26 protein-coding genes are annotated in these 25,041 nt (G+C 58.1%); 12 read left to right on the forward strand and 14 right to left on the reverse strand.

What is annotated here, in order from left to right; translation table 11 throughout:
• Nucleotides 1-201: 201 nt before the first annotated feature.
• Complete coding sequence (locus ATO67_RS06700) at nucleotides 202-1,443, reverse strand: ubiquinone biosynthesis hydroxylase (protein ID WP_280940014.1); 1,242 nt, start codon at nucleotides 1,441-1,443, stop codon at nucleotides 202-204.
• Nucleotides 1,444-1,502: 59 nt separating this feature from the next.
• Here ATO67_RS06700 and tesB point away from each other — a divergent pair, with 59 nt between their 5' ends.
• The 6 genes from tesB to ATO67_RS06730 all read left to right on the forward strand — a co-directional run bounded on the left by tesB (nucleotide 1,503) and on the right by ATO67_RS06730 (nucleotide 8,882).
• Entirely contained in the window at nucleotides 1,503-2,387 is an 885-nt protein-coding gene (gene tesB / locus ATO67_RS06705) for an acyl-CoA thioesterase II (RefSeq protein WP_067645909.1), read from the forward strand.
• A gap of 212 nt (nucleotides 2,388-2,599) precedes the next feature.
• Entirely contained in the window at nucleotides 2,600-2,950 is a 351-nt protein-coding gene (locus ATO67_RS06710) for a P-II family nitrogen regulator (protein ID WP_045230924.1), read from the forward strand.
• Between the two features lie 28 nt (nucleotides 2,951-2,978).
• Nucleotides 2,979-4,340 (forward strand): ammonium transporter, encoded by a 1,362-nt coding sequence (locus ATO67_RS06715; protein WP_067645911.1) that lies wholly within the window; start codon nucleotides 2,979-2,981, stop codon nucleotides 4,338-4,340.
• Nucleotides 4,341-4,550: 210 nt separating this feature from the next.
• Nucleotides 4,551-7,163 carry an FtsK/SpoIIIE family DNA translocase gene (locus ATO67_RS06720; protein WP_106404913.1) on the forward strand — a complete coding sequence of 871 codons (2,613 nt, stop codon included), beginning with the start codon at nucleotides 4,551-4,553 and terminating at the stop codon, nucleotides 7,161-7,163.
• Nucleotides 7,164-7,318: 155 nt separating this feature from the next.
• Nucleotides 7,319-7,984 (forward strand): outer membrane lipoprotein carrier protein LolA, encoded by a 666-nt coding sequence (locus tag ATO67_RS06725; protein ID WP_245303911.1) that lies wholly within the window; start codon nucleotides 7,319-7,321, stop codon nucleotides 7,982-7,984.
• 94 nt (nucleotides 7,985-8,078) lie between these two features.
• Nucleotides 8,079-8,882 carry an exodeoxyribonuclease III gene (locus ATO67_RS06730; RefSeq protein ID WP_067645914.1) on the forward strand — a complete coding sequence of 268 codons (804 nt, stop codon included), beginning with the start codon at nucleotides 8,079-8,081 and terminating at the stop codon, nucleotides 8,880-8,882.
• 3 nt (nucleotides 8,883-8,885) lie between these two features.
• Here ATO67_RS06730 and ATO67_RS06735 read toward each other — a convergent pair whose 3' ends face one another.
• Both ATO67_RS06735 and ATO67_RS06740 read right to left on the reverse strand, forming a co-directional pair.
• Nucleotides 8,886-9,341, reverse strand: a complete 456-nt coding sequence (locus ATO67_RS06735; protein ID WP_067645916.1) for a cyclic nucleotide-binding domain-containing protein — start codon at nucleotides 9,339-9,341, stop codon at nucleotides 8,886-8,888.
• Nucleotides 9,342-9,429: 88 nt separating this feature from the next.
• Nucleotides 9,430-10,113, reverse strand: a complete 684-nt coding sequence (locus ATO67_RS06740) for a response regulator transcription factor (RefSeq protein ID WP_067645918.1) — start codon at nucleotides 10,111-10,113, stop codon at nucleotides 9,430-9,432.
• 196 nt (nucleotides 10,114-10,309) lie between these two features.
• Here ATO67_RS06740 and ATO67_RS06745 point away from each other — a divergent pair, with 196 nt between their 5' ends.
• Entirely contained in the window at nucleotides 10,310-10,858 is a 549-nt protein-coding gene (locus tag ATO67_RS06745; protein WP_067645921.1) for a L,D-transpeptidase family protein, read from the forward strand.
• A 40-nt stretch (nucleotides 10,859-10,898) separates the two neighbouring features.
• Here the strand turns inward: ATO67_RS06745 and leuC are convergent, their stop codons facing one another.
• Nucleotides 10,899-12,308: a 3-isopropylmalate dehydratase large subunit gene (gene leuC, locus ATO67_RS06750; RefSeq protein ID WP_067646252.1), complete on the reverse strand. Its 1,410-nt coding sequence runs from the start codon at nucleotides 12,306-12,308 to the stop codon at nucleotides 10,899-10,901.
• A gap of 402 nt (nucleotides 12,309-12,710) precedes the next feature.
• Between leuC and ATO67_RS06755 the strand changes: the two genes are divergently transcribed.
• Together ATO67_RS06755 and ATO67_RS06760 are read left to right on the forward strand one after the other, a co-directional pair.
• A complete protein-coding gene (locus ATO67_RS06755) occupies nucleotides 12,711-14,000 on the forward strand; it encodes an MFS transporter (protein ID WP_067645923.1) in 1,290 nt (429 codons plus the stop codon).
• 120 nt (nucleotides 14,001-14,120) lie between these two features.
• On the forward strand, nucleotides 14,121-14,636 hold the full coding sequence (locus tag ATO67_RS06760; protein ID WP_082760193.1) for a nuclear transport factor 2 family protein: 516 nt from the start codon (nucleotides 14,121-14,123) through the stop codon (nucleotides 14,634-14,636).
• Nucleotides 14,637-14,639: 3 nt separating this feature from the next.
• Here ATO67_RS06760 and ATO67_RS06765 read toward each other — a convergent pair whose 3' ends face one another.
• The 3 genes from ATO67_RS06765 to rplS all read right to left on the reverse strand — a co-directional run bounded on the left by ATO67_RS06765 (nucleotide 14,640) and on the right by rplS (nucleotide 17,386).
• The gene (locus ATO67_RS06765; protein ID WP_067645925.1) at nucleotides 14,640-15,455 is read right to left on the reverse strand and encodes an amino acid ABC transporter permease; all 816 of its coding nucleotides are present in this window, start codon (nucleotides 15,453-15,455) and stop codon (nucleotides 14,640-14,642) included.
• A 33-nt stretch (nucleotides 15,456-15,488) separates the two neighbouring features.
• The gene (locus ATO67_RS06770; RefSeq protein ID WP_067646258.1) at nucleotides 15,489-16,241 is read right to left on the reverse strand and encodes a transporter substrate-binding domain-containing protein; all 753 of its coding nucleotides are present in this window, start codon (nucleotides 16,239-16,241) and stop codon (nucleotides 15,489-15,491) included.
• A gap of 578 nt (nucleotides 16,242-16,819) precedes the next feature.
• On the reverse strand, nucleotides 16,820-17,386 hold the full coding sequence (gene rplS, locus ATO67_RS06780) for a 50S ribosomal protein L19 (RefSeq protein ID WP_067645929.1): 567 nt from the start codon (nucleotides 17,384-17,386) through the stop codon (nucleotides 16,820-16,822).
• A gap of 270 nt (nucleotides 17,387-17,656) precedes the next feature.
• Between rplS and ATO67_RS06785 the strand changes: the two genes are divergently transcribed.
• Entirely contained in the window at nucleotides 17,657-18,403 is a 747-nt protein-coding gene (locus ATO67_RS06785; protein ID WP_067645931.1) for a sulfite exporter TauE/SafE family protein, read from the forward strand.
• On the opposite strand, the gene trmD is transcribed toward ATO67_RS06785, so the two are convergent.
• The 6 genes from trmD to ATO67_RS06815 all read right to left on the reverse strand — a co-directional run bounded on the left by trmD (nucleotide 18,385) and on the right by ATO67_RS06815 (nucleotide 22,908).
• Complete coding sequence (gene trmD / locus ATO67_RS06790; RefSeq protein WP_067645934.1) at nucleotides 18,385-19,086, reverse strand: tRNA (guanosine(37)-N1)-methyltransferase TrmD; 702 nt, start codon at nucleotides 19,084-19,086, stop codon at nucleotides 18,385-18,387. The two genes, ATO67_RS06785 and trmD, sit on opposite strands and share 19 nt — an antisense overlap.
• Before the next feature lies 1 nt (nucleotide 19,087).
• Nucleotides 19,088-19,660, reverse strand: coding sequence for a ribosome maturation factor RimM (gene rimM / locus ATO67_RS06795; protein WP_067645936.1), 573 nt, complete (start codon nucleotides 19,658-19,660; stop codon nucleotides 19,088-19,090).
• A gap of 118 nt (nucleotides 19,661-19,778) precedes the next feature.
• Nucleotides 19,779-20,156, reverse strand: coding sequence for a 30S ribosomal protein S16 (rpsP, locus tag ATO67_RS06800; protein ID WP_067645938.1), 378 nt, complete (start codon nucleotides 20,154-20,156; stop codon nucleotides 19,779-19,781).
• Between the two features lie 33 nt (nucleotides 20,157-20,189).
• Nucleotides 20,190-20,507 (reverse strand): chorismate mutase, encoded by a 318-nt coding sequence (locus ATO67_RS06805; RefSeq protein ID WP_067645940.1) that lies wholly within the window; start codon nucleotides 20,505-20,507, stop codon nucleotides 20,190-20,192.
• 8 nt (nucleotides 20,508-20,515) lie between these two features.
• Nucleotides 20,516-22,084 (reverse strand): signal recognition particle protein, encoded by a 1,569-nt coding sequence (ffh, locus tag ATO67_RS06810; RefSeq protein ID WP_067645942.1) that lies wholly within the window; start codon nucleotides 22,082-22,084, stop codon nucleotides 20,516-20,518.
• Nucleotides 22,085-22,326: 242 nt separating this feature from the next.
• The gene (locus tag ATO67_RS06815) at nucleotides 22,327-22,908 is read right to left on the reverse strand and encodes a hypothetical protein (protein WP_067645944.1); all 582 of its coding nucleotides are present in this window, start codon (nucleotides 22,906-22,908) and stop codon (nucleotides 22,327-22,329) included.
• A gap of 136 nt (nucleotides 22,909-23,044) precedes the next feature.
• On the opposite strand from ATO67_RS06815, the gene ATO67_RS06820 reads away from it, so the two are divergent.
• Nucleotides 23,045-24,115: an MBL fold metallo-hydrolase gene (locus ATO67_RS06820; RefSeq protein WP_067645946.1), complete on the forward strand. Its 1,071-nt coding sequence runs from the start codon at nucleotides 23,045-23,047 to the stop codon at nucleotides 24,113-24,115.
• 100 nt (nucleotides 24,116-24,215) lie between these two features.
• Here the strand turns inward: ATO67_RS06820 and ATO67_RS23065 are convergent, their stop codons facing one another.
• Nucleotides 24,216-24,455 carry a hypothetical protein gene (locus ATO67_RS23065; RefSeq protein ID WP_157940948.1) on the reverse strand — a complete coding sequence of 80 codons (240 nt, stop codon included), beginning with the start codon at nucleotides 24,453-24,455 and terminating at the stop codon, nucleotides 24,216-24,218.
• 270 nt (nucleotides 24,456-24,725) lie between these two features.
• Here ATO67_RS23065 and ATO67_RS23345 point away from each other — a divergent pair.
• A partial coding sequence (locus ATO67_RS23345) for a hypothetical protein (RefSeq protein WP_210176111.1) occupies nucleotides 24,726-25,041 on the forward strand: 316 nt, incomplete at its 3' end.

Consider the following 25,041-nt stretch of genomic DNA (forward strand, 5'->3'; position numbering starts at 1 on the left):
GGCAATCGTGAAGGTCAAAGGCAAGGAGGGAACACGCGAAAGGCGCATCGGCCAAGGGTTTTGCCTGTTTTAATGCGACTGGAACATCTTGTGAACGAATCAGAGACGAATCGCTAAGGTTGTGGATTCAGCTTTTGTTCACGGCAACATCTGGTCTGCACGAAGGTTGTTACCACCAAATCCTGAATCGACATATCTGGATTAAAGCGGCTGACCGGCCAACAATCGCGGCCCGCCTTTGTCGGTGGTGCCTGCCGCCTGTCCGATGAAATAGGATTTGAGACCCGGAATCCGGTCCACGATCCCCAGGCCGAAGTCACGCGCAACACGAATGGGTCCGACATCGTTGGAAAACAACCGGTTCAGCACATCGGTGGTAATGCCCATGCGCACCGTATCGAACCGCCGCCATGACTGGTAACGCTCCAGCACGTTCAGCGAGCCGATATCGAGGCCCAGACGATCTGCCTCGACAATCGTTTCAGCAAGGGCTGCCACATCCTTGAAGCCGAGATTGAGCCCCTGGCCCGAAATCGGGTGAATGCCGTGCGCCGCATCACCTGCCAGCGCAAGACGCGGTGCCACGAAAGCGCGGGCCAGCGTCAGACCCAGCGGAAAAGCCCGCCGTGGGCCAACCGGCCTGATAGGGCCAAGCTTGTGGCCGAAGCGGCGTTCCAGCTCTTCCTCGAACACCAGATCGTCTGCTGCCACCAATTGATCGGCGTCAGCAGTGCGCTCCGTCCACACCAGCGACGAACGATTGCCCTTCAAGGGCAGAATGGCAAAGGGGCCGGACGGCAGGAAGTGCTCTTCGGCGCAGCCATTATGCGGGCGCTCATGTTCCACCGTCGTGACGATGCCGGATTGATCGTAGGCCCAATGTACCGTCTTGATGCCGGCCATATCGCGAAGCGCCGAGCGGACACCATCGCAAGCCACCAGCAGCCGTGTCTCGAACGTGGAGCCGTCGGACAGCGTGATAAGATTGCTGCGATGTCCGGCCTCGAAGCCGGAAACACTCAGGCCATGGCGGATGGTCACGCCCAGCCGTTCGCACAGCCCGCGCAACGCCCCCACCATGGCGACATTGGACACCATATGCGCAAAAGGCTGGCCGTCTGCCACGTCGCCATCGAAGGTCAGAAACACCGGGCGGACCGGGTCGGAGGTCTTGGAATCCGTTACGATCATCTTGTTGATCGCCTGCGCTTCCGGCAACAACTCGGTCCATATGCCGAAAACATCCAGCATCCGCGATGCCGCGGCGATGATCGCGGACGCCCGCATGTCCTTCTTCCAGACATTATCAGGGGCAGCCTCGATGACCTCGACATTCAGATGTGGCGCGCCCTGCTTGATGGCGACAGCAACGCCAAGTCCGACATATCCGCCGCCTGCAACAACCACATCCAACATCATGACTTCTCCCGCATTCTTGTGAATCTCACAGCTCCACTATAGACCATCACCAAAGGTCTTCCTACAGCCGGAGCATGTCGAAAATGTCGCGCCCTCTCGAAAATACAGCGCCGATGGAAAAACTGATTTCCACGCTCGATCTCGAAAAGCTCGAGGAAAACCTGTTTCGCGGCACAAGCCCACAGGTTGGCTGGCAGCGTGTTTTCGGTGGTCAGGTCATCGCCCAGGCGCTGATGGCCGCGCAACGCACCGTGCAAGACGACCGTTTCGTCCATTCCCTGCACGCCTATTTCATGCGCCCAGGCGATCCCCTGGTGCCGATCATCTATCAGGTCGACCGCATCCGCGACGGGGCAAGCTTCAATACACGGCGCATCGTCGCCATCCAGCATGGTCACGCGATTTTCTCCATGTCGGCATCTTTCCAGATCGATGAGGGTGGCTTCGACCATCAGGCAACAATCCCCACCGTTCCCCAGCCGGAACAGTTGATGAGCGAAGAGCAGATGCGCGACGCCTTTTTGGCCAAGGCGCCGCCCGCCATCCGGAAATACTGGGAAAACAAGCGCCCCATCGAGATCAGACCGGTTTCGTTGACGCATTACATCTCGAAGGAAAAGCTCGATCCGCATCAGGACATCTGGGTCAGAGCGGTCGGCAATGTACCGGATGACCGACACTATCAGGCGGCGGTTCTCGCCTATCTTTCCGACATGACATTGCTCGATACATCGCTTTACGCTCACGGCACGACGATCTTCGACCCCGCCGTTCAGGCCGCAAGCCTAGACCACGCCATGTGGTTTCACCGACCCTGCAAACTGGACGACTGGCTGCTCTATAGCCAGGACAGCCCCAGTGCGTCAGGCGCGCGCGGATTGACGCGCGGCAGCCTTTTTACACGCGACGGCATCCTGGTTGCTTCCATGGCTCAGGAAGGCCTGATCCGCAAAATGGCAAATGATTAAATATTAAGCAATTTTTGAATTTCGCATATTAATTTTGCATGAATGGCGCAGGCCCGTGCCTATTTTACAGACTTATTTATTATAACCTATATTTTTCAATAACTTAAAAAAACATCATCAAACTGGCACACGCCTTGAATGTACGAGGTCAGTCGCTGTTATCGATCGGCCAGCGGCAGGAGGGTCGGCTCCATGCCGAGGACAAACAAAGGATGGGAAACCAGATGAAAATTGTGATGGCCATTATCAAGCCGTTCAAGCTGGACGAGGTGCGCGAAGCACTTACCGCTGTCGGCATTCAGGGCCTGACCGTGACCGAGGTCAAGGGTTACGGTCGCCAAAAGGGACACACCGAAATTTATCGCGGCACCGAATATGCGGTCAGCTTTCTTCCCAAGTTGAAGATCGAAATCGCCGTTGCCTCCGATCTCGTGGAGAAGGCCGTCGAGGCAATCGCGTCCTCCGCCAAGACCGGGCAGATCGGCGACGGCAAGATTTTCGTCTACTCGATTGAACAGGCCGTGCGCATCCGTACCGGCGAAACCAACACAGAAGCGCTTTAAGCTCGGCTGACAGGGGAGTTTTCAAACCATGCGATTCAACAAAATTTCAACACTCGGTCGGCTCAGCGTCGGCGCCGGCGCGGCGGCCCTTCTCGCCCCCGCCTTTGCGTTTGCGCAAGACGCCGCGGCTCCGGTTGCAGCTGCCGCCGCAGCCGTTCCTGATAAGGGCGACACCGCCTTTATGTTCCTTTCCACCATCCTCGTCCTGTTCATGGCGATTCCTGGCCTTGGCCTGTTTTACGGCGGCCTCGTTCGCTCCAAGAACATGCTGTCCGTTCTGATGCAGTGCACCGTCATCGCCGCTTCGGTCATGATCATCTGGGTCGTCTACGGCTATTCCTTCGCCTTCGGCGGTTCCGAAAGCCCGTTCTTCGGCGGCTTCGCCAAGATGTTCCTCTCCGGCGTCACCAAGGACAGCACGGCTGCGACCTTCTCGCAGGGCGTCGTCATTCCTGAATACATCTTCGTGATGTTCCAGATGACGTTTGCTGCCATCACACCGGCACTCATCATCGGTGCGTTCGCGGAACGCATCAAGTTCTCCGCCTCCATCCTGTTCTGCATTCTTTGGGTCACCTTCGTTTACTTCCCGATTGCGCACATGGTCTGGGACGCGAAGGGCTACCTCTTCGGTCTCGGCGCGCTCGACTTCGCTGGCGGCACGGTTGTTCACATCAACGCCGGTGTTGCCGGTCTGATCGGTGCGATCATGGTCGGCAAGCGTACCGGCTTCGGCAAGGACATGATGGCACCTCACTCCATGACGCTGACCTATGTCGGTGCAGCCATGCTCTGGGTTGGCTGGTTCGGCTTCAACGCCGGTTCCAACCTCGAAGCCTCCGGCGGCGCGATGCTTGCAACCGTCAACACCTTCGTTGCAACGGCAGCAGCTATCCTGTCGTGGTGCCTGGTTGAAACCTTCACACGCGGAAAAGCATCCATGCTGGGTGCAGCATCTGGCATGATCGCCGGTCTGGTTGCCGTTACGCCTGCGGCCGGTATCGTTGGCCCCATGGGTGCCATCGTCATGGGTATCATCGTCTCTCCGCTATGCTACTTCTTCGTCTCCGTGGTGAAGAACAAGTTCGGCTATGACGACACCGCAGACGTCTTCGGCGTTCACGGCGTTGGCGGCATCTTCGGCGCTCTCGCAACCGGCATCTTCGCAAGTGCCTCGCTCGGCGGCATCGGTTATGCCGGCGAACAGACGATGAGCGGTCAGTTCATGGTTCAGGTACAGGCCGTCGTCATCACGCTTCTGTGGACCGGTATCGGCTCTGCGATCCTCTACAAGCTCGTTGATCTCATCGTTGGTCTGCGCGTTCCAGTCGAAGCCGAACGCGAAGGTCTCGACCTCGCATCGCACGGCGAAGCAGCTTACCACTCTTGATAAGAGAAACGCCGGGCCGGTCAGCGGCCCGCGCATAAAGACGAGAAGCCCGGCACATCGCCGGGCTTTTCGTTTTAAAAGCCATTGGTGATGCCTGATTTTGCATGGTTAATGCCATATTAACCACCCACCCGCTATTTTGCCCTGTCATCCCGTCTCGCCACCTGTGGCCGGACTTCGGAAGCAACGAAAAAACGACAGGTTCAGCATATGGACAGAGTGACGTCTCCGGCTTTCAATGGTCGCGATAACCGCTTCGTACTGACGGCATTCGTCGTGCGCCAGATCATGGCTCTCTGCGGCTTTGCCGTGCTGGCCGTGCTGGCGCTCGGCATCACCGCATTGGCCACGTGGAATGTCGCAGATCCCAGCCTGTCCTACGCCACCGGCAACGAGCCCACGAACCTCTTAGGCCATGGCGGCGCCATCTTTGCCGATATCATGATGCAATTCCTCGGTCTGTCCGCGCTCATCGCCATGCTGCCAATTCTCGCATGGGCGTTTGCGCTGATCTCGGGCCGAAATTTCAACCGCATTCCTGTCCGCCTCGTTGCCTGGATCAGCGGCGCTTTCATCGCTTCGGCCTCTCTCGGCTGCTTTCCCGCCCCTTTGACATGGCCGCTACCCAATGGCATCGGCGGCGTCATCGGTGATATGATCCTGCGCTTCCCGGCCCTTTTCATCGGCGCTTATCCCACCGGCACCTTCGCCACGGTTCTCGGCGTCATTTTCGCCGTTCCCGCAGCCTGGCTCATGCTGTTTGCCTCCGGCCTGCTCGGCGCACCTGACGATGTCGAAGAGGTATTCGTTCCTCAGGCGTCAGCAACCAGCAAGGCCCGCAAGGTCGAGGAGCTAGACGACGAAGGAGACGATGGCGACGGCTTCTTCGCCAACCTGCTCGCCTTCGGCGCAATCGCCCACTATTGGTACATCACCCAGGCCCGTTTCCGCCGCCTGTTCGGCCTGAAGCCGAAGTCGATGCGCGGTGATTTCGAGCAACCCTACGACTTCAACGATTACGAGTTCGGCACGCTGAACGAGCCATCGCGCCTGAAAACGGCCATCAACCGGCTGGATCGCGCCGACCCCTCCTTCGAAGAACGCGCCGAAGCCCGCGCACGCATCGACGTATCACCGCCACCGATTTCGATGGGTGATGAAGACGACGACAGCCTGCCCGCGGGTGTCCTCTCCGGCGACACGCAGTTTTCGGCCCGCCCGCCCGCAGGCCAGACCCGCATCACGCCGCCATCGGCACGTCCAAAGCCCAGCGAGCGCCTTGCCCGCGATGCACAGCCATCCTTCATCGCCAGAGACGGTTTTCAGCTTCCCTCCGTTCATCTTCTCGCTGAGCCCAAGAGCGTCGTGCGCGACAGCACGTTGAACGCAGATGTTCTCGAGCAGAATGCCCGCAGGCTGGAAGGCGTGCTGGAAGATTTCGGCGTCAAGGGCGAGATCATCCATGTTCGCCCCGGCCCCGTCGTCACCATGTACGAGCTTGAACCCGCACCCGGCATCAAGTCGTCGCGCGTCATCGGCCTGGCAGACGACATCGCCCGTTCCATGAGCGCGATTGCCGCCCGCGTCGCCGTCGTGCCCGGCCGCAATGCCATCGGTATCGAACTGCCAAACAAGGTGCGTGAGACGGTCTATCTGCGCGAACTCGTGGCGTCGCGTGATTTCGAAAACAACAAGGCCAAGCTGCCCATGGCACTCGGCAAGACCATCGGCGGCGAAGCCGTCATCGCCGATCTGGCCAAGATGCCGCATCTGCTGGTCGCAGGCACCACCGGTTCCGGTAAATCGGTGGCGATCAACACCATGATCCTGTCGCTGCTCTATCGCATGACGCCGGAACAGTGCCGCCTGATCATGATCGACCCGAAAATGCTGGAATTGTCGGTCTATGACGGTATTCCGCATCTGCTCTCGCCCGTCGTTACCGATCCGAAAAAGGCCGTCGTCGCGCTGAAATGGACCGTGCGCGAAATGGAAGAGCGCTACAAGAAGATGTCGAAGATCGGTGTGCGCAACATCGATGGCTTCAACACCCGCGTTCAGCAGGCGCTCGACAAGGGCGAGGTGCTGACCCGTACCGTGCAGACCGGCTTCGACCGCCAGACCGGCGAAGCCATGTACGAAACAGAAGAATTCGATCTGAAGCCCCTGCCCTACATCGTCGTCATCATCGATGAGATGGCCGATCTGATGATGGTGGCTGGTAAGGACATCGAAGGTGCGGTGCAACGTCTGGCCCAGATGGCGCGTGCCGCCGGCATCCACGTCATCATGGCCACACAGCGCCCTTCCGTGGACGTCATTACCGGTACCATCAAAGCCAACTTCCCGACGCGCATCTCCTTCCAGGTCACCTCCAAGATCGACAGCCGCACCATCCTGGGCGAACAGGGTGGCGAACAGCTGCTCGGCATGGGCGACATGCTCTACATGGCCGGTGGCGGACGCATTCAGCGTGTCCACGGCCCCTTCGTTGCCGATAACGAGGTCGAAGAGATCGTGTCCTATCTCAAGACGCAAGGCTCGCCGGATTATCTCGAAGCCGTCACCGAAGACGATGACGAAGAGGATGGCGGCGGTCCGGCAGGCACCGGCAATCTGGCCGAGTCCGAAGACCCTTACGATCAGGCAGTTGCCGTTGTGCTGCGGGATGGCAAGGCATCGACATCCTATGTCCAGCGCCGTCTGGGCATCGGTTACAATCGCGCCGCGTCGCTCATCGAGCGCATGGAGCAGGAAGGCATCATCGGTCCCGCCAACCACGCGGGCAAACGCGAAATCCTGGTGCCGACCGAACAGGATTGATTAGGGAACGGCAAACAACGCAACGGTGGCTGAATACCGTGTTCCCTCACGGAAATATCAGCAACCAAGGCGTGGTTTCGGCGTTATATCAAACTGCCTATGTCATGAAGCCGCCGCGTTTTTTCGGCATACGGAATGCGATGAAGGAGAAAAGAATGAAAAAGAATATTCCGGTCGCGTCCGCGCAGTCTAACGCCTTTGAAGGCAACATGACGCGCCGTGGTGTGATGACCCTGTTTTCGGCGACAGCAGCGATGGCCGCTCTCCAGCCCTTCGCCGCCTTCGCACAGGCCGATGCGGCAGCGCAGAAGATCGCCAGCCACTTTTCTTCCGTCAAAACCATGATGGGCGAATTCGTACAGTTCGGCCCGCGCGGTGAGCAGACGGGTGGCAAGTTCTATATCGCCCGCCCCGGCAAGCTGCGGTTCAACTATGAAGACCCATCCCCCATGCGCGTCATTTCCGATGGCAAGAATGTCGTGATCGGCAACAACAAGCTGAAAACCTGGGATCTCTACCCGCTGTCGAAGACACCTCTCAGCCTGCTTCTGTCCGACAAGATTGATCTCGGAAACCAGAAGGTCCGCGATGTCAAACAGGAATCAGATCTGACGACCATCGTCCTTGGCGACAAGAGCGTCTTCGGCGATTCGACCATCACGCTCATGTTCGACCCAAAAACCTTCGATCTGCGCCAGTGGACCACCACGGATGCGCAGAACAAGGATACGACTGTGATGATTTTCAACGTTCAGACCGGCATGGCCTTGGACGACAAGGTCTTCGCCATCGATTACGAAGAAGTCCGCGGTCGCGGTTGATCAAATCTTTAGGGTCGAGAAAAGCATTTCCGTTTTCTGCCTGATGTAATAAGCCTGCCTCCACCTTTTCTTGAAGGACAAACGGAGCGCAGGCATGACTTTTTCGATAACCACCTGGAACATCAACTCGGTGCGGCTGCGCATGCCGATCGTCGAGCAGTTTCTCGTGCGTTACAAGCCAGATGTCCTCTGCCTCCAGGAAACGAAATGCCCCAATGGCGAGTTTCCACTCAAGCCTTTGAAGGCTCTCGGCTACGAACACATCATCATCCATGGCCAGAAAGGCTATCACGGCGTGGCCATTGCCTCGAAACTGCCGCTGACCGAAGATCACCGGCAGGACTATTGCGGCATTGGCGACGCGCGCCACATATCCGGCGTCATCCAGGTCGGCTCGCGCAAGATCCGCCTGCATAATTTCTACGTTCCCGCAGGCGGTGACGAACCGGATCGCTCGATCAACCCGAAATTCGGTCACAAGCTGGATTTCATTGAGGAGATGAAGGCATTGAGCGCCGACGGCGTTCCCGGCACATCCTCTATCCTCGTCGGTGATCTGAACATCGCACCATTGGAAAACGATGTCTGGTCACACAAACAGCTGCTGAAAATCGTCAGCCACACGCCTGTAGAGACGGACGGCATGCTGGAGATCATGAAGAAGGGCAACTGGCTGGACCTGATGCGCCTGAACGTGCCGGAAACCGAAAAAATCTACACCTGGTGGAGCTACCGCGCCAAGGACTGGGAAGCCGCCAATCGCGGTCGCCGCCTCGACCACATCTGGTCCTCGCAAGACCTCGGCCCCTCACTGGACCGCATCGAAATCCTGCGCGAAGCCCGAGGCTGGAACCGCCCATCGGACCATGTGCCTGTGACGGCGCATTTCAAATTTTGAGACTTACGAGAAGCGGCCCTGCAGTGCCGTTGCGCCCGCTGAAAGCGCGGCGATATTGTCCCTGATACGGGTCATGACCACGTCCGCCACATTGGGAAATTCTTCGATCATGCGGTGAAAAAGAATGCGGGTGATGCGGATGACCTCGGAATCCTCCGAGGCGACGGCGGTATATTTGCGCTCGCAGAGCGTGAAGAGGGCCAGTTCCGACAACATCGTGCCAGCCGTTGGCGCTGCCTGAAGCTCCGCTTGTCCGCTCCGACCGGTGCTGTAGAGATGAAAGCCGCCACGGGCGATGACGAAAGCGCATTCAGAGGGCGAGTGCTCCCGAAACAGCGCCTGTCCCTGCGCAATCTTGCGGCGCTCGGCACCGAACGCAATCAGTCGCAACTGGTCGTCGCTCAAACCCTGAAACAGAGGCACCTGCGCCAAAAGCTGGATATCGTCGTTCAGTGCCATTTCGTTCGAAGCCCCGGATCACTCAAGAGTAGGATAGGTTTTCGAACAACGGCGCGGTTATGACAAGCCCGCGCCGCCAGAAATGTCGTCACGGCACAATCTTGTAGCCACCGTTTTCTGTCACCAGAAGCTCCGCATTCGACGGGTCGCGCTCGATCTTCTGGCGCAAACGGTAGACGTGGGTTTCGAGCGTGTGCGTTGTCACACCGGAATTATAGCCCCACACCTCTTCGAGCAGCACATCACGCGTCACGACGGCACTGCCAGCGCGGTAGAGATAGCGGATGATGGCCGCTTCCTTTTCCGTCAGGCGGATTTTCTTGCCGTCTTCGGTCGTCAGCAGCTTCTGGCTGGGCTTGAACTGGTAGGGGCCGACGGTAAACACCGCGTCTTCGCTCTGCTCATACTGGCGTAGCTGCGCACGAACGCGCGCCAAAAGCACGGCAAAGCGGAACGGCTTTGTCACATAATCATTGGCGCCAGCCTCCAGACCAAGGATCGTATCGGAATCCGTATCGTGGCCAGTCAGCATGATAATCGGGGCTTTGAAGCCGTTTTTACGCATCAGCTTCACGGCCTCGCGCCCATCCATATCAGGCAGACCGACATCCATGATCAGCAGATCGACCTGCGTGGATTTCGCTGTCTGAATTGCGTGATTGGCGTTGGCACCGGTGAGAAGATTGAACTCCTCATAGGGAGACAGTTGCTCGGCAAGTGTCTCGCGAAGGTCGTCATCGTCATCCACAAGGAGAAGTGTACGGGCCGTCATGGGATATCTCAGCCTTTCATTGTATAGTAAAACATGTCGCACAAAACTGCTTACTCGTTTTGCAGGAATGACATGCCTTTCGCTTTAGTGAGCCAATTCAGCGGTTTGAGGCCGCTACGTCAACCCTTCGTCGTAAGATTAGGCGGAGCTATGAGGTCACGTTGGCTCACCTGCAAAGCAAAATCTCGTGAGAACGATGCTCAAGAACAGAAAAAATCCGCCGAAATCGCCTGCGAAACTCATTCTCCGCGCCGCGCCGCGCTATAAAACCCGCGCTTTGCTTCAGCTTGGCCATCTCACATTTCAGGCCGCGATAGGCCGCAATGGCCGCACATGCCTCAAGCGGGAAGGCGATGGAAAAACACCGATGACCACCATGCCGATACTGTATGGTTTTCATCGCGGCGACAGGATTTCCGCTTTAAAAACATCGCTGACGATGCATCGCACCCGCTCCGATATGCTATGGTGCGATGCGCCTGCGGACCCCAACTATAACCGCCCTGCCAAAGCACCCTTCAAGCCAAGCCATGAGGAAATACAGCGGCAGGATGGTCTTTACGATGTCTGTCTCGTTCTCGACTGGAACATCACATCTCGCCGCCGCAATCTCGGTTCGGCGATCTTCATGCACATGATCCGGCCCGGTTATGAGCCAACAGCGGGATGCGTGGCGCTGCATCCTCGGGACATGCGCCGCATTCTACCGTTTCTGCGCAAGGGCAGAAAGATCATGGTCCTGTAGACAGGACGAGAACAGTTACTATTCCCGGCCTAGTCTCAATTCACTGCCACTCACGGATATCCACGAAGTGGCCGGCCACCGCAGCCGCAGCCGCCATGGCGGGCGAAACGAGATGGGTGCGGCTCTTGTAGCCCTGGCGCCCTTCGAAGTTGCGGTTGGAAGTGGACGCGCAACGCTCGCCGGGCGCAAGACGGTCGTCATTCATGGCAAGGCACATGGAGCAACCGGGTTCACGCCACTCGAAGCCCGCTTCGAGGAAAATCTTGTCCAAACCTTCCTTTTCGGCTTGCTCTTTCACGAGACCGGAACCGGGAACGATCATGGCAGATACGGTCGGCGCAACCTTGCGTCCCTCGACAACCTTGGCAGCAGCGCGCAAATCCTCGATACGGCCATTGGTGCAGGAGCCGATGAAGACGCGGTCGATGGCGATGTCCGTCATCTTCGTGCCCGGCGTCAGGCCCATATATTCCAGAGCGCGCTGCTTGGAATTGCGCTTGTTCTCATCCTCGATCACTGCCGGATCAGGAACTTCACCCTGCACGGACACGACGTCTTCCGGCGACGAGCCCCAGGACACGATCGGCGGCAGGTCGGCAGCATTGAGCACCACGACCTTGTCGTAATGCGCGCCCTCGTCGGACTTCAGTGTCTTCCAGTAGGCAATGGCCTGCTCAAGCACCTCACCCTTGGGCGAACGCGGCTTGCCCGTGATGTAATCGAAGGTCGTTTCGTCAGGCGCGATAAGCCCGGCGCGCGCGCCACCTTCGATGGTCATGTTGCAAACCGTCATGCGGCCTTCCATGGACAGCGAACGGATCGCTTCGCCAGCAAACTCGATAACGTGGCCGGTGCCACCAGCCGTACCGATCTCGCCGATGATGGCCAGGATGATGTCCTTTGCCGTCACACCGTCCGGAACCGCGCCATCCACACGCACCAGCATGTTCTTGGCCTTTTTCTGGATCAGCGTCTGCGTCGCCAGAACATGTTCCACTTCGGACGTGCCGATACCATGCGCCAGCGCACCGAAGGCGCCGTGCGTCGATGTATGGCTGTCACCGCAGACAATCGTCATACCCGGCAGTGTGAAACCCTGCTCCGGTCCGACGATGTGAACGATGCCCTGACGCTTGTCGCGCTCGGAGTAATATTCGACGCCGAATTCCGCAGCATTCTGCGCCAGGGCTTCGACCTGAATCCGGCTTTCCTCGTTCTTGATGCCCTCAAGACGATCCGAGGTGGTGGGAACATTGTGGTCCACCACCGCCAAGGTGCGGGTTGGCGAATGAACCGGACGACCGGCCAGGCGCAGCCCTTCGAAGGCCTGCGGGCTCGTCACCTCATGCACGAGGTGACGGTCGATGTAGAGAAGACAGGTTCCATCCGGGTCGCGGTTGACGACGTGATCATCCCAGATTTTATCATAGAGGGTGCGAGGTGCGCTCATGGCTATATCCATCGGATTTTGAAAAATTGAATTGGGTTCGCAGCAAAACTGACAGTCTCTTTGAAAGAGATATCAGGCAAACGTAAGTCGGCCGCCGAGCGCGCCGGAAATGCGCGCGAAAAACCGTGCCGGCAGACGCTTATGATCCTGCAGCACAAAAATGTTTTGCGCGAGACATCCGAATTTCGATCCCATTCATCCCTCATAGCAGATCGGCTTTTCAACGGCAATATTGCCGTACTGGGCGAAAACGCACGCCCGACCGACCGAAGATGGATAAAACTGCCATCTCGCACGTTAGCGTCTGTCAGAGCCATATCACGATGCTATAACGCTGTCGTGAAGGCGGGGGCAATGATCAGAGCATAGCTGCATATGTTGCAGTGAGAAGGAGGATACGTCTTGGTATCTGAAAAGGCACTTATTTCAAAAATCACCTGGCGGCTCATGCCGTTCCTGGGACTTCTCTATCTTATCGCCTATATCGACCGGCAAAACGTCAGCTACGCAAAGCTGCAAATGGTCGGCGATCTCGGCCTCAGTGAATACGCTTACGGTTTGGGCGCATCGCTGTTCTTCATCGGCTATTTCATCTTCGAAGTACCGAGCAACCTGCTGCTCACCCGCTTCGGCGCCAGTCGCTGGTTTGCCCGCATCATCATTTCCTGGGGACTGGTCACGATCGCGCTGGCCTTCACCAGCAGCCAGACCATGTTCTACATTCTGCGCTTCCTGCTGGGTGCCTGTGAAGCCGGTTTCTTCCCCGGCGTTCTCTATCTTCTGACGATCTGGTTCCCGCGTGACTACCGCGGCCGCATGGTCGGCCTGTTCATGATTTTCAGCGCGCTCGCCAATGCCATCGGTGCACCGCTGGGCGGCATGCTGCTCGATCTCGATGGCCTCATGGGTCTGGCAGGCTGGGAGTGGGTCTTCCTCGCCACCGGCGTTCCCGCCGTCATTGCCGGCATCTTCACCATCTTCTATCTGGACGACACGCCTGAGAAGGCAAAGTTCCTGACCCAGGACGAGAAGGACTGGCTGAACAAGAAGATCGCCTCTGAAAATTCCAACATGGAAGAACATGCCGAAAACGGCTTCCGGGCGTTGATCAACAAGCAGGTTCTGTTCATGTCGCTCTGCTTCGTCGGCTTTCCGTTGGCGGCTTATGGCCTCAGCTACTGGCTGCCGACCATCGTCAAGAGCTTCGGCGTGTCCAACACCACCAACGGCTTCATCAACATCATTCCGTGGATAGGCGTGGCCATTGCCCTTTACGCCATCCCGGCAGCAGCGGACCGCGCGCAGAACAAGATCCCCTTCATCGTCGGTCCTGCCTTTATCGGCGCCTTCTGCCTGTTGATGTCGGCGCTGGTGACGGCACCCGTCGTCCAGTTCACGTTTCTCTGCATCGCAGCCGCTGGCATCTTTGCTGGTCAGCCGGTGTTCTGGAGCCTGCCCGGTCGTTTCTTGAGGGGTGCAGGTGCAGCAGCCGGTCTTGCCGCCATCAACTCGGTCGGCAATCTCGGCGGCTTCGTCGCCCAGAACGTCGTGCCATGGATCAAGGACGAGACGGGCAGCACCATTGCCCCGATGTTCTTCCTTTCCGCCTGCCTTGCCGTGGCTGGCGTCTTGGTCATCATCGCCGGTCGCATGATTGCCAGACAGGAACAGGCACAAAACGCCCGCGCCTGAGTGAAGCTTTCCGCCGCTGGTTCCCTCAAGGTTACCAGCGGCGGAAATACTGCCTTCTTTCCCGCTTAACCGCCATTTCCTATGGTCTGCGCATCCACCGTCCGCATTCAGGAGATCACGATGTCCAGTTTCATCACCAAATTTGCACTGGTCGCAGCGCTGGCCTTGCCCGCCTCATCGTTTGCAGTCGTTTCCGCCCACGCCCAGGAAGCCGTCGTCAAGGCACCCGATGTCGAAGCCTTGTTCACCAGCCCCGACCCAAAGCTCAACGCCAACAAGCAGGTGACCTACAAGATCATCCGCGATCTTCTGGAAGCCGGCCATTGGGACAAGGCCGACCAATATCTGACCGAGCGTTATCTCCAGCACAATCCCAACGCCGCATCGGGCCGCGATGGCGTGATCAAGTTCTTCACCGAAGTCTTGAAGGTCGAGAAAAAACCGATCCCTGATAAAATCGGTTCACCCGTCGCCTTCGTCACGGCAGAAGGCGATCTCGTCACGGTCGGCTTCGTGCATGAGGTCAAGGACCCGAAAGACCCTGCCAGGACCTACACGACAACATGGTTCGACACATGGCGCTTCGTTGATGGCAAGGCGGATGAACATTGGGATTCCGCTTTGAAAGGGCAGTAAACCCTACCCGCGAGGACTGCGGCGCAGGGATTTTTCCACGCGCCGCAACACCAGCGAAAGCCCCAGCGTCAGGATGAGGTAGATATAGGCGACGATGGAATAGGTTTCGAAAAACCGGAACGACCCCGCCGCATAGACCTTGCCCAGCTGGGTAATGTCCATCACCCCCAGCACCGACACCAGCGAGCTGTCCTTGACCATCGACACGAAATCGTTGGAGAGCGGCGGAAAGATCGTGCGGATGGCCTGCGGAAAAATCACGAGTCGGAAGCGCTGATAGCGGTTGAGCCCCAGCGCCTTGGCCGCCTCGATCTGCCCCTGATCGACAGCTTCGATACCCGCCCGGAAAATTTCCGCGATGAAGGCGGCATAACAGATCGTCAGCGCCAAAATGGCCCGCCATGTCAGCGAAAAATCCCTTACCAGCATCGCCTCTACCCACCCGGCTTGAACAAGCGGCGTGATCATCCAGTTGAACAGGCTGACAAAGGCAGGCGCGCCGACAAAGGCGATGTAGAACAGCACGACGAGAACAGGAATGCCCCGAACCGTCTCAATGTAGAAACGGGCGATCTGGCGCAAAACAATGCTGTCAGCCATGCCCAGCACGGCAATCACCAGCCCCCATAGCGAGGCCAGCGCGAAAGCCGTCAGCGTTACTGATACCGTCATGCCGATGCCCGTGATGACGGTGGAAAACACCTGCGCATAAATGCCGTTGACTGCAATCACGACAGCAAGCACCAGACCGATGCCGACAAGCGCCACCAGCCACCACGGAAAATCATCGGCAGTGGAAGATTTGGGCCGGGCGCTCACGCGCTTGCCTTTCGCTGGTCAGGTCGCATGTGCTTACTGGCCAAGCTTGTAGTCCAGAAACCACTTCTTATCGAGCGCCGCAAACGTGCCATCTGCTTTCAGCGCCGCAATTGCCGCATTCACAGGCGCCACCAGATCCGACCCCTTCTTGAAGATGAAGCCGAAATCGTCGCCACCCAGGGGACCGCCAATTAGCTTCAACGCACCATCGGAGGCATCGACATAACCCTTGCCCGCCACGCCATCCGTCAACACCAGATCGACATCGCCGGTTTTCAGCGCCTGCACGGTGGCGCCAAAGGTTTCCATCAACTTAACCCGCGGGTTCTGCTCGTTTCCGTCAAGCACGTCATAGACAACGGTATAAAACGGCGTCGTGCCCGCCTGCGCGCCCACCAGCCCCTTGTCGAAAGCGGCAAAGCTTTTCGCGTCGGTAAAGCGCGTCTCGTCGGCGCGCACCAGCATGAACATTTCAGAGCGCATGTAGGGATCGGAGAAATCCACCTTCTCTTTGCGCTCCTCCTTGATGCTGATGCCGGTCATGCCAATGTCGTATTGCCCATCCGACACCGCCTGGATCATCGCATCCCACGATGTGTTCTGATACTCGACCTTGAAATTCAGCCGCCTGGCGATCTCCCCCATCGCATCATATTCCCAGCCGATGGCGCTACCGGATTTCGGATCGACGAATTGCAGCGGCGGATAGGCGTTTTCGGTGACGACAACAACAGTCTTTCCCTTGAGGTCCGGCAGGTCGGCGGCAACGGACATGACAGGCGACATAAGCGTCGCGGCAATAGCGATGAGAAAAGAGCGTCTGAGCAATGTCGTGTCTCCTGCTGGCAATGCGGGAAAATGACATGGTTTGAAGTGTTAGGGCAAGAGCGCACTGATGGCAGGGCGCGTACTTGCCGTGGAGCAAGAGACGAAATACGAATCTTAAACTACTAACGCACCGTCTTGCTTGTAGAACTATTTATTGAGTTAGAATGTAGAACCTTCTGCTCAAGGCCCACACGCCAGTACTCACTTATAATGAACTTTAAGACTGGCTGCCCCCTTAGTTCCTCTACAAGATCGGCGTAATAGCCCTTCTCTTTCGCGAGCTCTGTAAGCTCTCTCGCTCGCAGTCTGGCTATGTAATCTTGGTCCGATGGTTCAACATAGTCACCGAGATATTTGATGTTCTCCTTCAACCAATCGCGGAGAAATTCACCGAATAAGGATTTCCGTTCCATTTGTTAGCATCCCCGTAAACTAGCGAATCCGATGTATTGATTACATAGGGAGCAACAGACCACGTTCAAAAGAAAAGGCGGCCCGAAGACCGCCTTTTTAAAGTTCCCGAAAAACGGAAAAGCTTATTCAGCTGCGCCTTCGGCAGGCTTTGCAGCCTCTTCAGCAGCCTTTGCTGCTGCGGCTTCTTCGGCTGCCTTGGCTTCAGCAGCTTCTGCTGCGGCCTTTTCAGCGGCCAGAGCCTGTGCTGCTGCAACCTTTTCAGCTTCGAGGCGTGCCTTTTCTTCGGCAGCAGCCTGACGCTCGCCGTCGTTGAGCTTGCGAGCGCGAACGCCGGTGTCTTCAACGATACGGGCAGACTTGCCGCGACGGTCGCGCAGGTAATAGAGCTTCGCGCGACGGACCTTACCGCGGCGAACGATTTCAACGCCTTCAACCAGCGGCGAGTAAACAGGGAATACGCGCTCGACGCCTTCGCCGTAAGAAATCTTGCGAACGGTGAAGCTCTCGTTGATGCCGCCGCCGGAACGGGCGATAACGACGCCTTCGTAAGCCTGTACACGGGTACGTGTACCTTCCGTTACGCGCACGTTGACGCGAACGGTGTCACCTGGAGAAAATTCTGGAAGCTTGCGCTTCGCTTCGATCTTGGCAGCCTGTTCGGCTTCCAGCTGTTCGATAATGTTGGTCATATTAACCTCTGAGTTCTTCTGAAACAGCCAGAGCGCTCAACTGTCATCCCTTGAAACCAGGTCTCGGGACCATGCCTTGCGGCAGGAGCGGGTTCACCATTCTTTGCTTGCGGTTAAAGGGGTAAACCCCAGTTCCACGCGGGCCATTACAGCAAGACAACGCATTTGTCATCCCTTTTGCAAGATTATTTTGTCGGTCACGACCTAATTGTCGTCCGTCCCATCACCGGATATGGAGTGACGGGGGCGCAAGATGCGCCGGGAGGGGTCATGTCATTCTTCATCATTCTGCTGCTGCTTGCCAGCGGCTTTCTGTCCGGCGCGGTCAATGCCATCGCAGGCGGAGGCACGTTTCTGACCTTCGGGGCCATGACGCTTGCCGGTATCGCCCCGATTTCCGCCAACGCCACCTCTTCCATCGTGCAATTTCCCGGCTACGTCACGTCCGTCATCGCCTATTGGCCGGAAATTAGGGCCCACTGGAAAGGTGCTGTTTTTCTGGCCCTGCTATCGATTGCTGGATCGACCGCTGGCGCGCTTCTTCTGTTGTCGCTGGACAACCCGGCCTTTCGCCAGCTCGTGCCCTGGCTCCTCCTCGCCGCCACACTTTTGTTTGCCTTGGGGCCATGGCTGCGTCCGCGCACGAATGCGCAGCGCTCGCCCGGCAGCGCCGCGAGCCTCATCGGACAATTCTTTACGTCGATCTACGGAGGCTTCTTCGGCGCTGGCATGGGCATCATGATGCTGGCGGTCCTGGGCCTGACATCAGGCGGGACCTACCATCACCTCAATGCTTTGAAAAATCTGCTCGCCGTCGTCATAGCCGCCGTCGCCATCGTGGTTTTCGTCGGCGGTGGTGTCGTGGCATGGCCCGCAGCGCTGATCATGATCCCGGCATCGGCCATCGGCGGTTATAGCGGCGTCTATATCGCGCGGCGCGTACCGCAATGGGTCATCCGCGCTTTGGTGATCTCGGTCGGTTTGTTGCTGTCGGTCTACTACTTCGTCTCGACCTGAGACGTTTTCGCCAGAAGGTCGGGGCGGCGCTCTTTCGTCAGCGCCAGCGCCTGCTCATGACGCCATTTTTCAACGGCCTTGTGGTTGCCGGAGGTTAGAACCGCTGGAATCTCGCGCTCTTCCCACACTTGCGGGCGGGTATAATGCGGATGCTCCAGCAACCCACCCTCGAAGCTCTCATGCACGCCGGAGAGATCGTTGCCCATCACACCGGGCAGAATGCGCACCACCGCATCCAGCAACGTCAGTGCCGCCGGTTCGCCACCGGAGAGAATATAGTCGCCGATGGAAACCTCTTCGAGGCCACGCGCATCGATCACCCGCTGGTCCACACCCTCGAACCGCCCGCAGATGATGATGACGCCGTCACCGGCGGCAATCTCGCGCACCCGCTCTTGGCGCAGCGGTAGCCCACGCGGGCTCATCAAGAGGCGGGGACGTGTATCATCGGTCGAGACAGCATCGATTGCCGCCGCCAGCACGTCCGGTTTCAGCACCATGCCAGCGCCACCGCCAGCTGGCGTATCGTCCACGCTGCGGTGCTTGTCTGCCGCGAAGTCCCGGATCTGGACCGGCTCGATCTGCCACTGGCCGCGCTCCAGCGCCCTGCCCGCCAGCGAATGGCCCAGATGCCCCGGAAACATGTCCGGGTACAGCGTCAGAACGGTTGCCTTGAATGTCATGTTATTTTTTCTTGCCGAAGATCGGATGATCCGGATCGTCCTTGCCGTCTTCAGGATTGTCGATCAGGCCAGCGGCAAACGGATCGATCAGAATTTTTCCGCCTTCGAGATCGATTTCCAGAACGGCGGCCTCGGAAAAGGGAATGAGCGTCGGACGGCGACCAGCACCTTTCAGCTCCAGCAGATCGCCAGCGCCGAAATCATGAACAGCGGCAACGGAGCCGTAGCTCTTGCCTTCGGCATCGACAGCCTCCAGCCCTTCAAGATCGGTATAATAGAATTCGTCTTCTTCAAGATCGTCGTCGGGCAGGTTGTCGCGCTCGATGAACAGTTCCAGTCCGTTCAGAGCTTCCGCCGCATTGCGGTCGTTGATGCCGCGAAAGCGCACGATGACCACGGTCTTCGCTTCGCGAATTTCAAGGATTTCGAACATCCGGCCATCGGCAGCAATCAGGTTGCCGTATTCTCCCAATGCAGTCGGATCATCCGTGAACGAGCTGACCCGGACTTCGCCACGCAGCCCTTGTGCCGCGCCAATCTTGGCCATGAGAATAGGGTTTTCCAGCTTTGCCATCGGTCGTCCGTTCCGGTGTTCGTCTTTTAAAGTCTGTGTACGGCATGTTGCGGTCAAAATAAACATAAACGGGTGGCGCGGAAATCCACACCACCCGTTCATATCGTGCCAACCGGACTTATTCGGCAGCAGTAGCTTCTGCAGCAGCAGCAGCGGCGTCATCGGCCTTCTGCTTCTTCTCGGCAATTCGCTCTACGGCCTTCTTGCCTGGCTTTGCCTTTTCAGGGTTGCTGCGGGCATCGCGCGTTACGATGCCGGCTTCTGCGAGGAAGCGCAGAACGCGGTCTGTTGGCTGTGCGCCCTTGGCAATCCATTCCTTGATCAGGTCGCCGTTGATCTGGATGCGATCAGCGTTGTCCTTGGCAAGCATTGGGTTCCAGGAACCGACCTTCTCGAGGAAACGGCCGTCGCGTGGCGAACGGGCGTCTGCAACGACGATCTGGTAGTACGGGCGCTTCTTGGAACCACCGCGTGCGAGACGAATTTTCAGTGCCATGTTGTTTCTCCTTAAGAATGGCTAGTCCGCCGGTCAGGCGGTCTTGTCGGTGCCGTTGTGTTCAGCGGCAATTGCTTCATGATGCCGGATGACTTCCTTGATGATGAAGTTCAGGAACTTCTCGGCGAAATCCGGGTCCAGATCGGCGTCCTTTGCCAGGCGGCGCAGGCGTTCGATCTGGTATTCCTCGCGCGCCGGGTCCGCCGGCGGCAATTCGTAGGTTGCTTTGAGAACGCCCACCGCCTTGGTGCGTTGGAACCGTTCCGCCAGCATATGCACCAGCGCCGCATCGATATTGTCGATGGACTGGCGATATTGCGAAAGTTGAGCCTTTACGTCTGCGTCGGTCATCACAGCTCTCACTTCTTCTTCCCAAAACCGGGCAGGCCGGGAAGTCCGCCAAGACCCGGAAGTTTCGGTCCGCCCAGACCGGGAAGACCGGGCATTCCACCAAGACCGGGCGGCATGCCACCCGGCTTGCCGAGACCGGCTGCTTCCGCCTGTCTCTGAAGGGCTTCAAGCTGCTTGGGGTCCATATTGGCCAGATCAGGCATGCCGCCCATTCCACCACCAAAACCCATCTTGCCCGCAAGGCCGCCCATCATCTGTTTCATGATGCCGCCCTTGCCCTTGCCGCCCATGGCTTTCATCATGTCGGCCATGCCGCGATGCATCTTGAGCAGCTTGTTGATTTCGGCGGCATCCGTGCCGGAACCGGCAGCAATGCGCTTCTTGCGGCTGTGCTTGAGCATGTCAGGATTGGCGCGTTCGGCCTTGGTCATCGATGAAATGATGGCGATCTGGCGGTCGAACATCTTGTCGTTGAGACCCGACGCCGCCATCTTGTCCTTCATGCCGGACATGCCGGGCATCAGACCCATAATGCCGCCCATGCCGCCCATTTTCTTCATCTGACCAAGCTGGTCGGCCAGATCGTTCAGATCGAACTTGCCCGACTGCATCTTCTTGGCCATCGCCGCGGCTTTTTCCGCATCGATGTTTTCAGCAGCCTTTTCGACCAGCGAAACAATGTCGCCCATGCCGAGAATTCGGTCGGCGATACGGCGCGGATGAAACTCGTCCAGCTCGCCCATGCGCTCGCCGGTACCGATCAGCTTGATCGGCTTGCCGGTGACGGCACGCATCGAAAGCGCTGCACCACCGCGACCATCGCCATCCATACGGGTCAGCACAAGGCCGGTAATGCCAACGCGCTCATCGAAGTTACGCGCCAGATTGACGGCGTCCTGACCGGTCAGACTATCCGCGACCAGCAGGATTTCGTGCGGTTTGGCGTTTTTCTTGATCTCCGCCATTTCCATCATCAACGGCTCGTCGATGTGGGTACGACCGGCGGTATCGAGGATCACGACATCATGGCCACCGAGCCTGGCAGCCTGCACGGCGCGCGAAGCGATATCGGTCGGCGATTGTCCGGCAATGATGGGCAGCGTATCGACGCCGGTCTGCACACCCAGCTGGCGCAACTGCTCCTGAGCTGCTGGACGACGCGTGTCGAGAGATGCCATCAGCACCTTCTTCTTGTCGCGTTCCGTCAGGCGCTTTGCAATCTTGCCTGTCGTGGTCGTCTTACCCGAACCCTGCAGACCCACCATCATGATGACGACGGGGGCCGCCGCGTGCAGATCGATCGCCACGCCTTCGGAGCCCAGCATCTCGACCAGCTCGTCGTGGACGATCTTGACGACCATCTGGCCGGGCTTGATGGCTTTGAGAACCGAGGCACCAACGGCCTTTTCACGCACCTTGTCGGTGAAGGAACGCACGACTTCCAGCGCAACGTCCGCTTCCAGAAGCGCACGGCGAACCTCGCGCAGGGCAGCCGTTACATCGGCTTCCGAAAGCGCGCCACGGCCGGTCAGTCCATTCAGAATGGAGCCAAGGCGGTCCTGGAGGTTTTCAAACATTGCGTCATCCTTCTTCGTTCCGGGGAACCCGAAACGTCGGTGCTTTTGCTGTCAAAAACAAGACGCATAGCCAAAAAGCACCCGAGGGCGCTTCGCGCTGTCGGATGTTTGCCTCCGGGATCTTCTATACCTTGCGGGTCCCGGTCGGCGGCGTGCGGTCATGAAACTGCCAGCTGATTGGCGCGGATAAACAGGAAAAGGCCATTCGAGTCAAGGAAAACGTCACATTTGCCGCTTTACGCTTATTTTTTCGAGAGCTTGGCGGTATATTCCTGCTCATAGCGCCGGATGGCTTCATTGTATTTCAGCGTATTGGTCGAATCCTTTTTGGCCTCCATCGCCATGGCTCGCACCCAACGGCCCGCTTCCTGGGAATATTCATAGGGCGTCAGATTATGCTCTTCGAGAACGGCGGCGGGATCGATCTTGAGTTTCGTCGCCGCCTGCAGATGGCCCTGCACCCGTGCGTAATCATCCAGCGTCGCCAGCTTGCCCTCGATATCCACCTGCTCGGTCTTCGCAAACCGGCCACGGTTGGGATCGCCGAATGCCTCGCCGAACACACGCATGATATCGCCATTCGACCCTGACGTCTTCAACGCTTCGGTAAACGCCACATTGACGGCTTCAAACGACTGCTTGTTCAAACCAAGAACGGCAAACACCTCGGCCTCGTCCTGCTTGTTGGCAATGCGCCCATTCGCGGACGCCCATTCCTCGAACGTCACTCCATTGACGGGCGCTGGTAGCTGCTCGGCAGATACGGGCATCGCGAGCAACACCATGAGCAAAAATGGCAATGACAGAAATTTGATGATGGTCACGGTCTTGTCTCCCGGAAACAGGCATTGGCAAAATAATATCTACTGGAGGATGTATTTTAAACCCGGGAAGCAAAAAACGGCAAGACCGCAATGCGCCGCCATTGAATGCGCAGACGTGCAGACCTAAACTTGGAGAATGAAAAGACGCACCCTCTTCAAACTCTCTTTCCTCGGCGCGCTTCTGGCGGGTGGCGGTCTTTATGCGCGCCAGTCCAGCGCCAGCGCCTATTACAAAGGCCCGCTATCGGACCATTTCGATGGAGCGCGTTTCTTCAACCCCGGTGGCGAGACACCCAACGGTTTCATGGACCTGATGAAATGGCGGTTCGATGGCAACAAGGCGACATGGCCGGAGGCCTATCCCAGCCCGTTTCCCTTCGTCAAACCCGATGAGCGCGTCAACGGCAAAGACCTGCGCGTCACCTTCGTCGGCCATGCGTCCTTTCTCATCCAGACGGCGGGCATGAATATCCTCGTCGATCCCGTGTGGTCGGAGCGGACAAGCCCCTTCAACTTCGTTGGCCCCAAACGCGTCAACCCGCCCGGCATCAAGTTCAACGATCTGCCGCCCATCGACATCGTGCTGGTCACACACAATCATTACGACCATCTCGATCTGGAAACGCTACACCAGCTTCACATCGCCCATAAACCGCATTTCATCACGCCACTCGGCAATGATGTCGTCATTCGCACCCGCGTCGAGGCGGCGAAGATATCAGTGGGGGATTGGGGTGATGTGCTGAATGTGGCGCCTGATGTGAAAATTCATTTCGAGCCCTGCCATCACTGGTCGGCGCGTGGCCTGAATGACCGGCGCATGGCGCTGTGGGCGGCCTTCGTCATCGAAACACCGGGCGGTAAAATCTACCACATCGGCGATACCGGCTTTCACAGCGGCCTTAATTACCATGCCGCGCGCAAAAAACACGGCGGCTTCCGCCTCGCCAACCTGCCATTCGGCGCATATGAGCCGCGCTGGTTCATGAAAGGCCAGCACCAGAATCCGACTGAGGCCGTAGAAGGCATGAAAATTTGCGGCGCGGCTTACGCCTGCGGCCATCACTGGGGAACCGTTCAACTCACCGATGAGGCCATCGATGCACCGATCATTGCGCTTAAGGCAGCGCTGACGGAACACGGCGTAGCGGAAGATCGCTTCCGCCCCATGCATCCGAGCGAAGTCTTCGACGTACCCATGACATGAGGCTTGTGGGACAGGCGCTTTGACAGTTCAGCGCCTCGCTTTCACGTCCTGAGAGTTTCGCTCCCAAGCGTCTGCGTCGTCCCACAATACCCCAACGTCATTACTTCTTCTTGGTCGTGCTTTCGCTGGCTTTCACCTGCGATCCAAGTGTCGGTGCCGCCGCTTGTGCGGCCTTGTCTTTTTTAGGTTTTCTAACTTCTTTGTTGCTGCGAACTTGACCCTTGGCCATAGTATTTTCTCCCTGCTTCGTTCGCCAATTAGCGGACATCTGGAGAGCAAAGGCAAGCGGTTTATTATGGTGTTTTTTGGGTTGGGTGGATGCCACGGTGGCAGCTGCCATTCTGATATGCCCGATAGCAGCCTTGAAGGGCGATGGTGCGAGAGGGAAAAGGTCGGCGTATGCCGCTCACCCCCCTCTGTCCTGCCGGACATCTCCCCCTCAGGTGGGGAGATCGGTAAAAGGCACGCTGACTGCTCCAATCGTAGCCGTCAGAGGGATGCACCGGCAAAACAGGCTGTCGTCCCCGCCGCAACGTTCAAGATGTCCGGTGAGCCCGCCCCCAGCCAATCTCCCCACCTGAGGGGGAGATGCCCGGCAGGGCAGAGGGGGGTGAGCGGCACCCTCCAACGCCACAATAAAAATACTTCCCAACCAAATCAACACCTTACCCGAAAGCCCGCAAAAAACATCAAAAAATCCTCCACACGTTTCTCCACCTCCCGCGAATCACCCGCACAATTGTCCCGTTCCGCCCTCGGATACACCGCAAGGCGTTGCGGCGAGGCGGGACCGGCGCTGGTGACAGGGAGGTTACGCATCCTCTCTGTCACCGGGGTCCGGCAGCAATCCCCCCGGCGGCAACGGGAGGAGGAGGACACCGGTTTCGGACCGGCCAGTGTCATTCTCCCGATGCCCGACCTGGCCG

Origin of the sequence: Agrobacterium bohemicum (assembly GCF_001562555.1) — a bacterium.
GTDB classification, from domain to species: Bacteria; Pseudomonadota; Alphaproteobacteria; order Rhizobiales; family Rhizobiaceae; genus Agrobacterium; species Agrobacterium bohemicum.

Coding starts and splice junctions, on each gene's coding strand:
- ATO67_RS06710 (WP_045230924.1), top strand. CDS start 2,600: ATGGGAAACCAGATGAAAATTGTGATGGCCATTATCAAGCCGTTCAAG.
- ATO67_RS06760 (WP_082760193.1), top strand. CDS start 14,121: ATGTCCAGTTTCATCACCAAATTTGCACTGGTCGCAGCGCTGGCCTTG.
- ATO67_RS23065 (WP_157940948.1), bottom strand. CDS start 24,455: ATGGCAGCTGCCACCGTGGCATCCACCCAACCCAAAAAACACCATAAT.
- ATO67_RS06715 (WP_067645911.1), top strand. CDS start 2,979: ATGCGATTCAACAAAATTTCAACACTCGGTCGGCTCAGCGTCGGCGCC.
- rpsP (WP_067645938.1), bottom strand. CDS start 20,156: ATGGCACTGAAAATTCGTCTCGCACGCGGTGGTTCCAAGAAGCGCCCG.
- ATO67_RS06725 (WP_245303911.1), top strand. CDS start 7,319: ATGAAAAAGAATATTCCGGTCGCGTCCGCGCAGTCTAACGCCTTTGAA.
- ATO67_RS06770 (WP_067646258.1), bottom strand. CDS start 16,241: ATGTCGCCTGTCATGTCCGTTGCCGCCGACCTGCCGGACCTCAAGGGA.
- ATO67_RS06730 (WP_067645914.1), top strand. CDS start 8,079: ATGACTTTTTCGATAACCACCTGGAACATCAACTCGGTGCGGCTGCGC.
- ATO67_RS06745 (WP_067645921.1), top strand. CDS start 10,310: ATGCTCAAGAACAGAAAAAATCCGCCGAAATCGCCTGCGAAACTCATT.
- tesB (WP_067645909.1), top strand. CDS start 1,503: ATGTCGCGCCCTCTCGAAAATACAGCGCCGATGGAAAAACTGATTTCC.
- rimM (WP_067645936.1), bottom strand. CDS start 19,660: ATGGCAAAGCTGGAAAACCCTATTCTCATGGCCAAGATTGGCGCGGCA.
- ATO67_RS06785 (WP_067645931.1), top strand. CDS start 17,657: ATGTCATTCTTCATCATTCTGCTGCTGCTTGCCAGCGGCTTTCTGTCC.
- rplS (WP_067645929.1), bottom strand. CDS start 17,386: ATGACCAACATTATCGAACAGCTGGAAGCCGAACAGGCTGCCAAGATC.
- leuC (WP_067646252.1), bottom strand. CDS start 12,308: ATGAGCGCACCTCGCACCCTCTATGATAAAATCTGGGATGATCACGTC.
- ATO67_RS06735 (WP_067645916.1), bottom strand. CDS start 9,341: ATGGCACTGAACGACGATATCCAGCTTTTGGCGCAGGTGCCTCTGTTT.
- ATO67_RS06720 (WP_106404913.1), top strand. CDS start 4,551: ATGGACAGAGTGACGTCTCCGGCTTTCAATGGTCGCGATAACCGCTTC.
- ATO67_RS06740 (WP_067645918.1), bottom strand. CDS start 10,113: ATGACGGCCCGTACACTTCTCCTTGTGGATGACGATGACGACCTTCGC.
- ATO67_RS06805 (WP_067645940.1), bottom strand. CDS start 20,507: ATGACCGACGCAGACGTAAAGGCTCAACTTTCGCAATATCGCCAGTCC.
- ATO67_RS06820 (WP_067645946.1), top strand. CDS start 23,045: ATGAAAAGACGCACCCTCTTCAAACTCTCTTTCCTCGGCGCGCTTCTG.
- ffh (WP_067645942.1), bottom strand. CDS start 22,084: ATGTTTGAAAACCTCCAGGACCGCCTTGGCTCCATTCTGAATGGACTG.
- trmD (WP_067645934.1), bottom strand. CDS start 19,086: ATGACATTCAAGGCAACCGTTCTGACGCTGTACCCGGACATGTTTCCG.